General features: G+C 60.0%; 12 protein-coding genes. 4 read left to right on the forward strand and 8 right to left on the reverse strand.

Going from position 1 to position 15,563, the window contains the following annotated elements; translation table 11 throughout:
- Positions 1 to 2 precede the first annotated feature (2 nt).
- From kdpC to kdpF, 4 genes are read right to left on the reverse strand one after another with little or no spacing between them, the layout of a single operon-like run.
- Positions 3 to 593 (reverse strand): potassium-transporting ATPase subunit KdpC, encoded by a 591-nt coding sequence (kdpC, locus tag ACZYTD_RS06905; protein ID WP_463890599.1) that lies wholly within the window; start codon positions 591 to 593, stop codon positions 3 to 5.
- A 10-nt stretch (positions 594 to 603) separates the two neighbouring features.
- A complete protein-coding gene (gene kdpB / locus ACZYTD_RS06910; protein WP_463890600.1) occupies positions 604 to 2,676 on the reverse strand; it encodes a potassium-transporting ATPase subunit KdpB in 2,073 nt (690 codons plus the stop codon).
- A gap of 9 nt (positions 2,677 to 2,685) precedes the next feature.
- Positions 2,686 to 4,380 carry a potassium-transporting ATPase subunit KdpA gene (gene kdpA / locus ACZYTD_RS06915; protein WP_463890601.1) on the reverse strand — a complete coding sequence of 565 codons (1,695 nt, stop codon included), beginning with the start codon at positions 4,378 to 4,380 and terminating at the stop codon, positions 2,686 to 2,688.
- On the reverse strand, positions 4,380 to 4,469 hold the full coding sequence (kdpF, locus tag ACZYTD_RS06920; protein WP_463890602.1) for a K(+)-transporting ATPase subunit F: 90 nt from the start codon (positions 4,467 to 4,469) through the stop codon (positions 4,380 to 4,382). The genes kdpA and kdpF overlap by 1 nt, the downstream gene beginning before the upstream one ends.
- Before the next feature lie 325 nt (positions 4,470 to 4,794).
- Here kdpF and yciA point away from each other — a divergent pair, with 325 nt between their 5' ends.
- Entirely contained in the window at positions 4,795 to 5,226 is a 432-nt protein-coding gene (yciA, locus tag ACZYTD_RS06925; protein ID WP_463890603.1) for an acyl-CoA thioester hydrolase YciA, read from the forward strand.
- A gap of 28 nt (positions 5,227 to 5,254) precedes the next feature.
- Here the strand turns inward: yciA and ACZYTD_RS06930 are convergent, their stop codons facing one another.
- The 4 genes from ACZYTD_RS06930 to ACZYTD_RS06945 are packed head-to-tail and all read right to left on the reverse strand — an operon-like array spanning position 5,255 to position 11,169.
- Complete coding sequence (locus ACZYTD_RS06930) at positions 5,255 to 6,739, reverse strand: ATP-binding protein (RefSeq protein WP_463890604.1); 1,485 nt, start codon at positions 6,737 to 6,739, stop codon at positions 5,255 to 5,257.
- 47 nt (positions 6,740 to 6,786) lie between these two features.
- Positions 6,787 to 7,344: a response regulator gene (locus tag ACZYTD_RS06935; RefSeq protein WP_463890606.1), complete on the reverse strand. Its 558-nt coding sequence runs from the start codon at positions 7,342 to 7,344 to the stop codon at positions 6,787 to 6,789.
- 8 nt (positions 7,345 to 7,352) lie between these two features.
- Entirely contained in the window at positions 7,353 to 8,639 is a 1,287-nt protein-coding gene (gene nosR / locus ACZYTD_RS06940) for a response regulator c-di-GMP phosphodiesterase, NosR family (RefSeq protein WP_463890608.1), read from the reverse strand.
- A 31-nt stretch (positions 8,640 to 8,670) separates the two neighbouring features.
- Positions 8,671 to 11,169: an EAL domain-containing protein gene (locus ACZYTD_RS06945; RefSeq protein ID WP_463890610.1), complete on the reverse strand. Its 2,499-nt coding sequence runs from the start codon at positions 11,167 to 11,169 to the stop codon at positions 8,671 to 8,673.
- A gap of 526 nt (positions 11,170 to 11,695) precedes the next feature.
- Here ACZYTD_RS06945 and ACZYTD_RS06950 point away from each other — a divergent pair.
- The 3 genes from ACZYTD_RS06950 to ACZYTD_RS06960 all read left to right on the forward strand — a co-directional run bounded on the left by ACZYTD_RS06950 (position 11,696) and on the right by ACZYTD_RS06960 (position 15,562).
- Complete coding sequence (locus tag ACZYTD_RS06950) at positions 11,696 to 12,232, forward strand: fimbrial protein (protein ID WP_463890612.1); 537 nt, start codon at positions 11,696 to 11,698, stop codon at positions 12,230 to 12,232.
- Between the two features lie 97 nt (positions 12,233 to 12,329).
- Positions 12,330 to 13,046 carry a fimbrial biogenesis chaperone gene (locus tag ACZYTD_RS06955; protein WP_463890614.1) on the forward strand — a complete coding sequence of 239 codons (717 nt, stop codon included), beginning with the start codon at positions 12,330 to 12,332 and terminating at the stop codon, positions 13,044 to 13,046.
- Between the two features lie 5 nt (positions 13,047 to 13,051).
- Positions 13,052 to 15,562, forward strand: a complete 2,511-nt coding sequence (locus ACZYTD_RS06960; RefSeq protein ID WP_463890616.1) for a fimbria/pilus outer membrane usher protein — start codon at positions 13,052 to 13,054, stop codon at positions 15,560 to 15,562.
- Position 15,563: the final 1 nt, after the last annotated feature.

The raw sequence follows: 15,563 nt of genomic DNA on the forward strand, positions 1-15,563 counted from the left end.
GACTACTTCCTTGCTTGGCTAACCACTGACGACTGAAGCTCATCCAGTACCAGGTTTAATAGCAATACATTTACCACAGGTTCCCCCAGTGCCCCCAGCAGCGGACGCTCGATCTGCTGCGTCACCAAGGAGTCGATCTGTGCCTCAGGCAAGCCTCGGGCCTTGGCTACCCGCGCTACCTGGTAGTAGAGAGCAGCCGGGCTCAGGTGCGGATCCAGACCACTGCCGGAAGTCGTCACCAGATCCACAGGTATCTCCCCCTGTGAGTGCTCACTCCCCTGTTGCAGCCTGGCGATGCGCGCGGCCACCTGCTTTTGCAGCTCGGGGTTGAGGGGCCCCAGGTTACTACCACCAGAGGCATCGCCCTTATACTCCACAGCCGAAGGTCGGCTCCAGAAGTAACCGGGGGCATCGAAGTTTTGCCCAATCAGACGGGAACCCACCACTCTGTCGCCTTGATAGAGCAGGGAGCCATTGGCCTGAGTCGGGAAGATCCACTGGGCTACCCCTGTCATGGCCAGGGGATAGACAAGACCCAACAGCAGGGTAAAGCCGAACCACAAACGCAGTGCAGAACCAAATTGCATCAACATGACGATCTCCTTATACCCAACCTGCGGCACTGAGCAGCAGATCGATGAGTTTGATCCCGATAAAGGGCACGACCAGCCCACCCAAGCCATAGATCACCATGTTGCGACGCAGCAGCTTGGCCGCGGTTAAGGGGCGATAGTGAACCCCGCGCAGCGCCAGCGGGATCAGCCCTATGATGATCAACGCGTTGAAGATCACCGCCGAGAGGATGGCGGACTGAGGCGTGGCCAGGTGCATCAGATTCAGGGCATTGAGCTGGGGATAGGTCGCCGCAAAGGCGGCGGGAATGATGGCAAAATACTTGGCCACATCGTTGGCGATGCTGAAGGTGGTGAGCGACCCCCTCGTCATCAGCATCTGCTTACCAATATGCACCACCTCGATGAGCTTGGTGGGGTTGGAGTCCAGATCCACCATGTTGCCGGCCTCTTTGGCCGCCTGGGTGCCGCTGTTCATGGCCACGGCCACATCGGCCTGAGCCAGGGCCGGCGCATCATTGGTGCCATCCCCCGTCATGGCCACCAGCCGTCCCTCGCTCTGATACTGACGAATAAGGGCCAGCTTGGTCTCAGGCGTTGCCTCGGCCAGGAAATCATCGACCCCGGCCTCAGCGGCGATGGCCGCCGCGGTCAGGCGGTTGTCGCCCGTCACCATCACAGTCTTGATCCCCATGCGGCGCAGCTCCAGGAAGCGCTCCTTGATGCCCCCCTTGACGATATCCGACAGCGCCACCACCCCCAGCACCTGATTGCCTTCGCACACCACCAGCGGGGTTCCCCCCTCGCGAGCCACCAGCTCGACCAGGGTCTGAGCCCGGCGCGGGTACTCACCGCCATTGGCCTCCACATGCTTACGAATGGCATCGGCGGCGCCCTTGCGGATCATCCGCTGCTGCAGATTGACGCCGCTCATCCGGCTCTGGGCGGAGAAGGGAACAAAGGTCGCCCCCAGGGCATGGATGTCCCGCTCGCGCAGGTTGAAGCGCAGCTTGGCGAGCACCACTATGCTGCGCCCCTCCGGGGTCTCATCGGCCAGCGAGGCCAGCTGGGCAGCATTGGCGAGCGTCTGCTCACTCACCCCGGCCACCGGCAAAAACTTGCTGGCCTGGCGGTTACCCAGCGTGATGGTCCCCGTCTTATCCAGCAGCAGGACATCCACATCGCCTGCCGCCTCGACGGCACGCCCCGAGGTGGCGATAACATTGGCCGCCAGCATGCGGCTCATGCCCGCCACCCCTATGGCCGAGAGCAGCCCACCTATGGTGGTGGGGATGAGGCAGACCAGCAGGGCCACCAGCACAGTTACCGTGATCACCTGGCCGCTGCCGTTCGCCAGCACGGCAAACGCGGAGAAGGGCAGTAGCGTCACTGTGGCCAGCAGGAAGATCAGGGTCAGCGCGATGAGCAGTATGGTCAGGGCGATTTCATTGGGGGTCTTGCGGCGTTTGGCCCCCTCCACCATGGCGATCATGCGATCCAGGAAAGTCTCACCCGGGTTGACCGTGGAGCGGATCACCAGCCAATCGGAGAGCACCCGAGTCCCGCCCGTCACCGAGCTGAAGTCACCACCCGACTCGCGAATGACGGGAGCGGACTCCCCCGTGATGGCACTCTCGTCCACCGAGGCGACCCCCTCGACCACCTCACCGTCACAGGGGATCACCTCACCGGCACTCACCTGTACCACATCGCCCTTAACCAGTGAGTCAGCACTCACCCTCTGGCTGGGGGCGCCATATTTGGCCACCGTCAACTTGTGAGCCCACACCGTCTGCTTGAGTCCGCGCAAACTGGCGGCCTGGGCCTTGCTGCGCCCCTCGGCCAAGGCTTCGGCGAAGTTGGCAAACAGCACGGTAAACCAGAGCCAGAGGGCTATGCTGGCGGTAAACCAGAGCGGTTCGCTCCGCTCACTCAGCCCCAAGCCCTGGGCCAACCAGACCAGAGTGGTCAGGGCGCTACCCAGCCAGACCACGAACATCACGGGGTTCTGCCACTGGCTACGCGGATCCAGCTTGAGAAGGGCGTCTTTGCACGCCTCGCGGCACAGAGCGGGATCAAACAGAGAAAGCTTCTTGCGTGTCATAGTGATTCCTTACTTCAGCATCATCAGCTGTTCGACAATAGGACCCAGGGCCAGAGAGGGGATGAAGGTCAAGGCACCCACCAGCAACACAGTTCCCACCAGCAGAGCGATAAATAACGGGCCATGGGTTGGCAACGCACCTGGGTGTTCAAGCTGTCGCCGTTTACCCGCCAGGGAACCGGCCAGGGCCAGCACAGGCACTATCACGCCAAAGCGCCCAAAAAACATGGCCAGCCCCAGCATCAGGTTGTAATAGGGGGTGTTGGCCGAAAGCCCAGCAAAGGCACTGCCGTTATTGTTGGCGGCCGAGGAGAAGGCATAGAGCACCTCACTGAAGCCATGGGCTCCCGGATTGAAGATGCCCGCACGTCCGGCCGCCAGCAGCAGGGTCACAGCCGTACCGAGCAGCACCAGAGCCGGCGAGATCAGAATGGCCAGCGCCACCAACTTCATCTCACCGCTCTCAATCTTCTTGCCCAGGTACTCAGGGGTGCGACCTATCATCAGGCCAGCGATGAAGACGGTAAGCAGCACAAAGAGCGCCATGCCATAGAAGCCAGCCCCCACACCACCGAAGATCACCTCACCCAGTTGCATCTGCAGCAGCGGAACGAGTCCGCCCAACGGCGTGAAGGAGTCCAGCATGCCGTTAACCGCCCCACAGGAGGCGGCCGTGGTGATGACGGAGAAGAGGCTGGTAGCCGCTATGCCAAAGCGGCTCTCTTTACCCTCCATGTTGCCTCCCGGCATCAGAGTTGAGGCATGCAGATCCACCCCGCTGGCAGCCAGCTGCGGCGTGCCAACCTGCTCGGCCTGGGTGACGACCACCACAGCCAGCACAAACATCAGGGTCATGGCCGCCAAGATCGCTATGCCCTGGCGTCTATCTCCGGCGACACGGCCAAAGGCCAACACCAGAGCCGCCGGGATGAGGAAGATGGCGATCATCTGCAGAAAATTGGTCACTGCCGTCGGGTTCTCGAAGGGGTGCGCCGAGTTGGCATTGAAGAAACCCCCACCATTGGTGCCCAGCATCTTGATCGCCTCTTGCGAGGCCACCGGCCCCATGGCCAGCATCTGCTCTGCCCCGCTCAATGTGGTCAGATGAACATACCCCTGCAGGGTCTGCAGACCACCCTGCTGCACCAGCAGCAGAGTCAGCAGGCAGGAGAGTGGCAGCAACAGATAGAGGGTGATACGGAACAAGTCGACCCAGGCATTACCAATCGCCTTGGCCCCATGTCGGGTCAGGCCGCGGATCAGCGCAAAAGCCACGGCGCCACCGGTGGCGGCAGAGAGGAAATTCTGCACCGTCAGCCCCGCCATCTGGCTGAGATAACTCAGGCTGCTCTCACCGGCATAGGCCTGCCAGTTGGTGTTGGTCATGAAGCTGACCGCCGTATTGAAAGCCAGATCCAGGCTGAGCCCAGGCAACTGCTGAGGGTTGAAGGGCAACTGCCCCTGCAACAGCAGCAGGGCAAAGAGCGCCACCCCACCCAAGAGGTTAAACAGTACAATCGCCACCGCATAACGCGACCAATCCATCTCGCCACAGGCCGCGCCCAGACAGAGCCGCTCCAGGCGCAGCAGGGGTCTGGGCAGCTCCCCATCGATGAGACGCGCCAAGAGATGGCTCAGGGGCCAGGCCAAGAGGCCCAGCAGCAACAAAAACAGTGACAGCAGGATCCAAGCGTGGGCGCTCATCAAAATTTCTCCGCATTGAGTAGGGCATACAGTAGATACACGGCCAGAGCCAAGGCCCCTAGGCCCCCCAACCACATCCAAAACGTCATCTCGTTTCTCCTTAAGCGAACGGCACAGGTCCTCACTCTCAAGCCTAGGGGGATGCGGGCAAAAATGAGGTAAAAAGGCAGCCTGGTGGCGTAAAAATCCCGTAAATATGGCGCCAAAAGGGATAGCCACAGGCCACCTCCTTGGCTGGCCACCGAAAGCCCCTATCTCAATACGGCTACATTTGACCAAACGGCTACCGTGTTGCGCGGACACCGAGAACTGAGGATGCACCACGAACGACGCGGCGCCCCTCAGCTTGACGTGGCAAAGAAGTTAACAGTGTGTTACATCAAGGAACTTATTTCTCACCGCCCACGAGTCATCATGCCCCATCACCCAGCCTCAACCCAGGAGCGCCAACCTGCTGGCACTCTACTGCTGCGCACCCTGGCCATGCCAGCCGATACCAATCCCAGCGGCGACATCTTTGGTGGCTGGTTGATGGCCCAGATGGATATGGGCGGCGCCATACTGGCCAAGGAGCTGGCCCGGGGCCGGGTGGTGACGGTAGCGGTCGATGCCATCACCTTCCTGAAGCCGGTGGCGGTGGGGGATGTGGTCTGCTGCTACGGCGAATGCGTCAAGGTGGGCAACAGCTCCCTCAAGATCAAACTGGAGACCTGGGTGAAGAAGGTAGCCAGCGAACCCATAGGCGAGCGCTACTGCGTCACCGAGGCGGCGTTCACCTATGTAGCGGTCGATCCGCAAGGGCGCCCGCGGCCCCTGCCCGCAGAGCTGAAGACAAACCAAGACTGAAGCGGGAAAGGCGGGAGTAGCCGCCGGGCTACTCTGCGGCGGGACCGGCTATAGGTAGCCAGAGGGTGAAGCGCGTGCCGACCCCCTCTTTACTCTCGACCTCGATACGCCCTTGATGCTTCTGGATTATGCTGTAGGCCAAAGAGAGCCCGAGCCCCGTGCCCTGCCCCACAGGTTTGGTGGTGAAGAAGGGGTCGAAGATACGCTGCCGCACCGCCTCACTCATCCCCTTGCCCGTATCGGCAATGGAAATCCAGACGAAATCCCCCTCTTGCCCACTTTGCAGCGTGATGAGACCCGACCCTTCGATGGCGTGGGCTCCATTCACCAGCATGTTCATAAACACCTGATTGATCTGGCTTGGCACACAGCGCACTAGCGGCAGCTCGCCATACTCCTTGACCACCTTGGCCTTGTACTTGATCTCGTTCCACACCACGTTAAGTGTGCTATCGAGCCCCTTGTGCAGATCGGCATCCTGCCATACCGCCTCCCCGGCGCGGGCAAAATCTTTCAGGTCCTGGACTATCTGCTTGACCCTATCCAACCCCTCCGAAGACTCATCCAGCAGCTCCACTATGTCTTGCCGCACATACTCTAGCTCTATGGCCTGCTTATGGCTCTCCAGGCGCTGCCGTACTGGCTCTGGCAGCTCATCGGATACCTGTTCAAAGGTGGTGATGAGCCCGAGCAGGGTATGCACATAGCTACGCAGGGTCCCCAGGTTGGCATTGACGAAGCCGACCGGGTTGTTGATCTCGTGCGCCACCCCGGCGGCCAGTTGGCCTATGGCCGCCATCTTGTCCGACTGCAGCAGTTGGTTCTGGGTCTTATCCAGTTGCTGGTTGAGCTGCTGCAGTTTCATAAACTCTTCCCGCAAGCGCTCATTGGCCGCCGTCAACTCCGCCGTGCGCTCGGCCACCCGCTGCTCCAGGACCTGATTGACCTGGGAGAGGCTGTCCTGGGTCTCCTTGAGGCGAAAATTCTGATGCACCAGCTGCAGCTGGGAGTCGTAGAGGGCTATGTAGGTGTTCTTCATACCCTCCAGCAAGAAAGGCATGGCCTCCACCGCCACGCTGGCCGACTGTTCATAGGCCTTCTTGGCCGACAGGCCTTGCCGCATGGCCAGTATCTGATGACAGCAGGGCTTGTCCACCGTCAGCACATGGAACCGCAACCAGAAGGTGGTATAGCGCAAGAAGGCTTTAAATGCCTCAATAGAGTCCAGCTCGTGGCAGGCACTCTGCATTTGTACCAAAAAATCCTGGTGATCCTTGCCATGCGCCTGAATGACATGAGGGGGACATCCCTCCTCGAACATCAGCAACTCTTCATGGTTGGCGTGCTCGGCCATGAGTTGGGCAAAATCCTGCAAGGCCAGACGCAACCTATCCACCTTGGCGCCTTCGAGCAGCAGCATGCCGAAGCGGGCTATGGCCGCGAACAACCCCTTATGATCCTCATCCAACTCCGGCATGCCAACCGAGTACTGCTCATTCCAACTCAATGCCATAGCCACTCCTTACCCTCGCCATCTGCACGACCGGTTTAGCCCACACCTTAGGTTTCATCATCATCCAGGATCACCGAGCCATCGGCCGCCCAGCGCACCTGGGTCAAACCGGGCTCCTCCTGCTCCAGCCGCCGCCGCTCCCGCTCCTGAGGGTTCAACGTCTTCTGCTGCAGATGGTGAATATCCGCCAGCCGCTGATTCTCTAACTGCAGCTGACGGTGACGTAGCGCCTGGGCCAGGGTGCTGACCAGCTCGTAATCATTCCAGGGTTTGGCCAGGAAGCGGTAGATCTGTGCCTCATTGATGGCACCAATCAGGGCATTGAGATCCGCGTAACCCGAGACAATCAGCCTGGGGGCTTGCGGCTGCAACTCGCGGCAGGCACTGAGCAGGGCCACGCCATCCATCTGAGGCATTCGATAGTCCGAGAGGATCAACGACACCTCATGGGCTCGCACATGCTCCAGCGCGGCTTGAGGGTCGGTGAAGGTGAGCAATTCCAGACGAAATAACTGCCCCTCACACAGGCAAGGGGTGCGCATCAACAGCCGGCTCATGGCCTTGAGCACCAAGGGCTCATCATCCACCAGTACAATATGTTCCATTCCACACCTCAACTCTGTAGCACGTAGACCACCACTGGCTTGCCTTCTGTGTGCTCAAAGTGCCAGATATGCTTGATGACAGAGTCATCCAACTTGCGTCCCTTGGTCAGCAGCAGGAAGCGACCGGCGCTATAGAGATCCCGCGACAACACCATGCCAGCTTGCAGCTGGCTACTGGTGAGGGCCACTTCCCGGATCTTCTGCTCCACCGATTCCAGTAACTGGATCAGCAGAGTCACCAGCTCGGCATCATAGAGACGCCCCCCATTCTCTCGGAGGTAGAGTCTGGCCTGCTCCGGCGAGAGGCTCTGCGGCAGCAGCAAGCCCATCTGCAGCTCATCATAGTCCCGAGCCAGCGCCAGGATGCGGGCGCCAAGCGGTATACTCTCGCCATGCAGATGATCAGGGAAACCGAGGCCATCGACTTGCTCATGTTGATGACGCAACAAAATGCCGGTCTGGTCCAGGGCACTGATGGGTAACAGCATCATCTGCCCCATGGCCGGATGGGCCATGAAATCGGCACGCTCCTGGCGGTTATGGGCGGCAAAGGGTTTACCCAGCAGAGTATCGGCCAGGGCCATCTTGCCGAGATCATGAAGCTGGGCCGCCTGGATCACCGCATCCACCGCCTCGGATGCCATGCCTGCCGCCTTGGCCAGACGCTCGGCCAGCACCGCCACCCGTTGGCTGTGGCCGCACCAATCGGGGAAGCGCATATCCAAAATAGCGGAGAAGACCTGGATGGAGTGGCGAAACGAGGCCTTCAGCTCCTGCTGGGTCAGGGTCAGGAAACCGACTAACTGCTGCAATTCGGCCGTTCGCTGGGCCACCCGATTCTCCAGGGTGGCATTGGCCTGGCGCAGGGCCTCATTCTGCTCGGCAGTCAGCACCAGCAGGCGGCGGTTTTCCCGTTTCAGCTGCTGCTGCTCCAGCGCCTGCTGCACCGTCAGCAACAGCTCCTGATCCGACCAGGGCTTGGCGATGTAGCGGTAAATCTCCCCCTGATTGATGGCCTGCACCGTCTGTTGCATGTCGGCATGACCAGTCAGCAGCAGGCGCATGGTCTCCGGCCAGTGTTCCCGCACCCGAGCCAGGAACACGGCACCATCCATGACTGGCATGCGCATGTCCGAAAGCACCAGATCGACCGGCTGCCTGGCGAGCAGAGTCAAGGCCTCGGCGCCGTTCTCGGCGGTCAGCAGCTGGTAGCCCGCCGGGCGCAGCAAGCGGGTCAGCGCCTTGAGAATATTGACCTCATCATCCACTAATAACAGTGTTGCAGGAGAGCTCATACGCTCACTCCTCACTCGGGCTTCCCGCCCATTAAAAAAGCACCTTGCCCTGATGACACAGCTCATCAAACTTCTGAAACCCGGCCTGCACCGCCTCCTTGATCTCCCCCTCCTCCCAAGGCTTGCCGATAAAGCGGAAGATCTCACCGCCATTGATGGCCGCCGAGAGTGCCGTCAAGTCGGCATAGCCGCTAAGCATGATGCGGGTGACATGGGGGTAACGCTCCTTGACCTGACGCAGCAGCTCAATACCGGAGACATCCGGCATGCGGCTATCGGAGATGATGACTCCGACCCTGTGATGGGCCAGCTCATCCAGGGCCTGGCTGGCGCCGCTGGCGGTAATGATGCGGTAGGCGCTGCTGCGCAGGGTACGTTTGAGGGCACTCAGGATCGACGGTTCATCATCCACCAGTAACAACACGGGCACCTCGGCCACCCCATCGCTGGCCGAGAAGCCCAGTTGCCCGGCAATATCTTTGGTCATCAGCTCGAGAATGAATTCAGGTAACTGGGGACGCGCAAACAAGAAGCCCTGCAGCTCGTTGCAATGCAGACCGCGCAGATAGCGGTACTGCTCCTGGGTCTCGACCCCTTCGGCTATGACCGTCAGCCCCATGGCATGGCCCAGGGCTATGATGGCGCGAACTATCACGGCATCACTGTTGGAATGCAGGAAGTCACGGATAAAGGATTGATCAATCTTGAGCTTGTCTAGCGGAAACATCTTCAGATAACTCAGACTGGAGTAACCCGTACCAAAATCATCCACCGACAGAGTGACGCCCAGTTGCTTGAGCGCCTGCAGCGTGGTGATGGCTGACTCCACATCAGCCATGATGCAGCTCTCTGTGACCTCCAGCTCCAGCCGCTCAGGCGGCAAACCGCTCTCTCGCAACCACTGGGCCACCTGCTCCACCAGCAACACATGCTGAAAATGGAGGGCCGACAGGTTCACCGCCACCCGCAGATCCAACCCCTGCCGCAGCCACTCCGCCCCCTGCTCGCAGGCGGTTTTCAATACCCAGTTACTGATAGGCACTATGAGGCCACTCTTCTCGGCCAGGGAGATAAACTCCCCCGGCGGCACGATACGATCCGGTTGTCGCCAGCGGATCAAGGCCTCAACCCCGACGATGCGATGGTGTTTAATGTCCAGCTGCGGCTGATAAACCAGGAAAAACTCATTGTTAAGCAACCCATTGCGTAACGCCTGCTCAGCCTCATGTTGCTGCCGCAGTTGGGCGGACAACGCCAGGTTAAAGCGCTGCAGGGTGAGCTGGCTTTGCTGACGACACCACTCCAGAGCCAGCTCGGCCTGCTGCAACAACTCGGTAGCACTGCTCCCCAGTTCAGGGTAATCGCTGAACCCCACCAGCGGCTGGCTGACGATCTCCCGCTTGTCATACTGCAGCGGAGTGGAGAGCTGAGTGACTATCTGTTCGGCCAGAGCCAAGGCGGAAGCCATATCCGCCAGACGTGGCAAGATAATGGCGTAGTCATTGGCCGCCAGACGAGAAACCAGACCCTGCTCCCCAACCAGGGCCTGCAGGCGTTGCATCTGGCTCATCAACACCCAATCGCCAATGGCTCGGCCATAGTGCTCATTCAGGGCGCGAAAACGACTCAGATGCACCCGGATCAGGGCGACTCGGCTGTGGGTCAACTCGGCTTGGCGAATATCCAGTGCCAGACGCTCCTCAAGCAGGATGCGATTCAAATCGGCGAGGGAGTCGGTGCGTGATAACTGCAGCACACTCTCTTCCAGCTGGCGGCTGGCACGCAGATCGGTAGTCAGCCCCAGAAAATAACCCGCTGCCGCCTCGGCCGGCGCCTGAGGTTCAGCCACCAGGTAACGCACCTGCAACCAGAGTGGAAAGACCTCCCCCCCCTTACGACAAGCTGAGGTCTCCCCCTCCCAGCGACTGCGCTCATGGATCAAGCGCCAAAAATCGGCAGCCAACTCGCCCTGAGCATTCATGGGCAACACAGCCGAGGGGTGGCCGAGGAGCTCCTCACAGTGATACCCGGTCAGTTGCAAAAAGGCTTCGTTCGCCGCCAGCAGTGTGCCCTGTTGATCACACAGAAACACCCCCTGGGAGAGGGCTTCAAACAAGGAGGAGAGCAACTCACTCTGCAACTGAGCAGAGAGTTGCAACTTGGCTATGGCGCACTGGGCAACATCGTCTACCACAGCCTCAGGTTGGGACGCCGGATTGGCTGTCGCCAGCCACCGTTTGTTGCTCGCCTGCAGACGCAACCAATGCATCAGTTGCTCTCTTAGCGCCTCGGCACTGAGCCGGGCAGAAAGCACCGCATCCACCAGCGGTGGCACCGCAACCGCGGCGGACGCCTCACCCCCGTCGTGGATCAAGATGACAGGCGGGGAATCCGGGCGCAGCTCCTGCCGCAGAATCCGCAGCCAGGGAGCATGCGCAGCGAGCGCCGACTCATCCAGTAGATAGAGATTGGCCGCGCTAGGCTCAGCGTTCATCGAGCCATTGACCACCCGGCAATTTCGCTCCAACACACTGCATAACCAGCATCTGAGGTTGTCGTCATCAACCATGACGCACACTATTGGCATTACCCCTGTCATCGTCGTCACCTGTGCACTTGTGGATGGTCGGCCAGTCGGGTCATGGCTCTTGCTAACCTATAAGGTATAGCCTACGCCAGGCGTCTTACTCGATTGCCCGTCATAACCCGGTGCCAAATGAGAGTGCAAATTGTGTTTTTACGATCCGGACGACAAAAGTGGCCAGGTTCTTAACGCTCTCCTTAGTTCATTCATGCAGATAACAAGCACCTTTTGGCATTAATAGCCAATAACCTGGAATTAATCGGTTTTACTAACCAATACCTCGCGATCGTTACCGCCATTTGGCTTGGGTTCAGGAAAGGGGGCGTTTAATGAACAGGCAGGCCAGATTGCCTCTCCCTGCACCCCGCGTGACGGGTGCCTGTGGTCAGGCAACGCTCATTACACGGCACGCCCCAAATCGGTGTGCTGTAAGGAGCAACCGAGAGGCAGAGACACTGTTAGGAGAAACACCATGCAACTCAACCTCCGTATGACTTTGGTAAGCACCTTGACCCTGCTGCCGCTGATGGCCCACGCGGTCGATGGTGAAATCAACATCACGGGCACCATAGTCGCCAACACCTGCGATATCACCTCAGGTACCGGAGGTAAGCACGCTGTGGTACTCCCCACCGTCTCGGCCAATGCCTTGACGGCAGCAGGAACGACGGCTGGACGCACCCCGATCGCCATCAGCTTGACTAACTGCACTCCCAATAGCGGCAAGGTTTCCCTCTTCTTCGAACCGGGTAGCGGCACCGATATGAGCACGGGCAAACTGAAGAACACGGCACCATCGGGGGCGAACAATGTGCAGGTCGGCTTGAGCAATGCCGACTTCAGCCAGATCGCCTTGAATCAACCCCAGGCCGCCCAGAACTCCCAGTGGGTCGATATTACCGGCGGAGCCGCGACCCTCACCTACTTCGCCGAATACTATTCCGCCCTAGGTGGCGTGACGGCGGGCGCAGTCAAGGCAGATACCTTCTTTACCCTGACCTATCAATGAGTCTACTCTGAGCGGTAAACCAGAACGGCATAGTCGGGAGCCCTCCCGGCTATGCCGTTCTGGTACCGAATCCGCCGACTTAACAAGGTAGCCGCTCATGTCCCGGAATGTTCGCCGATACCTCTGGCCTTTGATCCTACTGTTACTGCCCCTCGTCGCCCAGGCAGGGATTGTCATCAGCGGTACGCGCATCATTTACCCGGCTGACAAACGAGAGATCACCCTGCAACTAAACAATACCGGTGACAGCCCGGCGTTGGTGCAATCCTGGATCGATAGAGGCAATACACTCTCGCAACCCGAGCAGGAGAAGGCCCCCTTCATCATTCTTCCCCCTGTCTCTCGGGTCGAAGCCAAGAGCGGTCAGACATTGCGCATCATGTACAACGGCAGCCCCCTGCCGCAGGACAGGGAGAGCCTCTACTGGTTCAATCTCTTGGAGATCCCACCGCAACCCGATGCCAAGAACAACGAAAACTACCTGCAGTTTGCCGTCCGTTCCCGCCTGAAATTTTTCTTCCGCCCTGCGGGTCTCAAGGCCGATCCGGCCAAGGTCGCCGGGCAGTTGCAATGGCACCTGGAATCCAGCAGCGAACCGGCGCTCACGGTTCACAATCCGACGCCCTACCATGTGACCTTGAGCTCAGTCCGCTTGGCCGGGTATGAACTATCAGGGGATATGGTGGCCCCGTTCGCCAACCTGAGGCTACCCCTACCCGCCAAGTTACGGGTTCCACTGCCCCAGACCCTGAACTTCAGCCTCATCAATGATTATGGCGCCCAACAGTCGCACCAGATCACCCTGAATAAGTAATCGCCATGCTGAAGCGCGCGCCACGCCCTTCCCCTCTGCTGGTGACGCTGATCGCGTTGACTATGAGCTGCGAAGCCGCCGAGGAGGTGACCTTCAATGCGGGCTTTCTTAACCCCAACCTGGAGGCCATAGATGTCAGCCAATTCAACAAGGGCAATCCGCTCTACGCGGGGAGTTACCTCAGCGATATCTATATTAATCAGAACCTGAGCGGGCGCCTGATGGTGCGGCTAGACCAGGTGACAGACCAAGCGGAACCCCAGCTCTGCCTGGACATGGCCTTGCTGAACCAGGGGTATTTCAACACCGAGCAGCTGACTCCAGCCTTGAACCAACGACTGCAAGACCCGGCAGAGTGCGTCACCCCAGAGCAGATCTCTCCGGAGCTCAGCTGGCACTACGCCATCGCTGAGCTGGCCCTGCATCTGGACATTCCCCAGAGCCTGCAACTGCGCACCGACCGGGCCGGGCCCCCCCCTGAGCAGTGGAGCTGGGGCGAGCCCATGGTCAGCCTGGGATATGACTTGAATGACTACCATAGCGACTATGCAGGGCAGAGCTACACCAGCCGCTATCTGGGGCTCAACGGTGGCGCCAATCTGGGGAATTGGCGTCTGCGCCACCAGTCGAGTCTGCAACAAGGCGACCAAGAGGAGGCGTGGAGCAATATTGCCACCTATGCCCAGCGCAGTCTGCCCGATTGGCGCTCACGGCTGACCCTGGGTCAGAGCTGGAGTTCGGGGGAGTTCTTCGATGCCGTCAGCTATCAGGGCATCAACCTGGGCAGTGATCCGCGCATGTTGCCCGAGTCGCAACGGGGATTTGCCCCCACAGTCCGCGGCATAGCCCGCACTCATGCCAAGGTCACCATAGAGCAGAATGGCTACCTGCTATACGAGACCACTGTGCCACCGGGCTCATTTGTCATAGATGACCTCTACCCGACCGGCTATGGCGGCGATCTGCAGGTCACCATCCAGGAGGCCGATGGCAGCCGCCAGGCGTTTCGTGTGCCCTATGCCGCCGTGCCTGGCATGGTGCGAGCCGGCACCACCTTCTACAATGCCACCTTCGGTGAGGTGCGCGATGACGCCTTGCAGGGCCAGCGCCCCCTGTTGGGCCAATTTACCCTGCAACAAGGCGTCAGCAACCTGCTGACCGGTTACAGCGGCCTCTCGCTGCTGGAAGAGTATTCAGCCCTGCTGGTGGGCAGCGCCATCAACACCTCGCTGGGAGCCTTTTCCCTGGATCTGACCCACGCCAACCTGAGCGAGCGAGATAGCTCCAGCCAGGGAGAAAAATACCGGGCCAACTTCTCACGCCAATTGAGCACCACAGATACCCACCTGTCGCTGACCGCATCGCGCACCAGCAATGAGGAGTATTACGGTCTGCAGGAGGCCATCTCCCGGTTGTATGGTCAGAACCAGGATCTCACCCGCCAGCTACATGAACGGCAGCGGCTGGATCTCAGTATCAACCAGGCGCTGGGCTCAGGTAGCCTCTACCTGATCGGCAGCCGTAGCTGGTATTGGCAAGCACAGCCCGAGGAGACCAGCCTGCAACTGGGTTACAGCGACATGCTGGGCAACCTCGGCTATCAGCTCTCGGCCCAGCAGAGCCAAACGAGCACAGGTCAGCGCAACAGGCTCTATGGTCTCACCCTCTCGCTGCCCCTGGGCAGCCGCGGCCTCAATGGTAGTGTGACTATGCAATTGACTCATGATCCGGCCAACGGCAGCCAACTGCAAAGCAGTCTGGCGGGCGCCTTCGGAGAAGAGAGTCAGTACAGCTATGGCCTCACCGCCAGCCATCAAGCCCCGCAACAGGGTGAAAACGTCAGCGGCTTAGGCGTCAACGGCAGCTATCGCTCACCCCACGCCTACTACAACGGCAGCCTGAGTCAGGATAGCCAGCAACAACGGCAATACTCAGTAGGGGTGCGTGGGGCCATAGTCGCCCATACGGGCGGTTGGCTGGCCGTGCCTGAGCTGGGCGATACCTTTGCCATCATAGAAGCACCTCAGGCGGCGGGAGCCAAGGTGACCGGCTGGTCCGGGGTAACGATCAACGACGAGGGCTATGCCATCGCCCCCAATCTGACCCCCTTCAGCCGCAATCACATCGAACTCGATCCACAAGGCACCCTGGACACGGTGGAACTCTCGACCACCAGCCAGTGGGTGGTGCCGGATGCGGGGGCCGCCGTGCCGGTGCAGTTCGTCACCAAGGTAGGCTACGGCCTGCTACTGGACACCCATTTAGCCAACCAACAGCCCGCGCCGTTCGGTGCCCAAGTGTTGGATGCTCAGGGGCAAGAGGTGGGAACGGTTGGCCAAGGAGGCCAGCTCTATGCCCGCGTCAGCCAACTGCGCGGCCAGCTGCATGTGCGCTGGGGGGGCGAAACCCATCAGCAGTGCCTGCTTACTTACCAGTTACCCGCCGACGCCGCAGGTTTGAGCCTGATAGCCGAGCCCCAAACCTGTCTCCCCCTGCCTGCCGACCATCAGGAGTAAT

Source organism: Pseudaeromonas sp. HNCC25DJ180 (assembly GCF_055413345.1).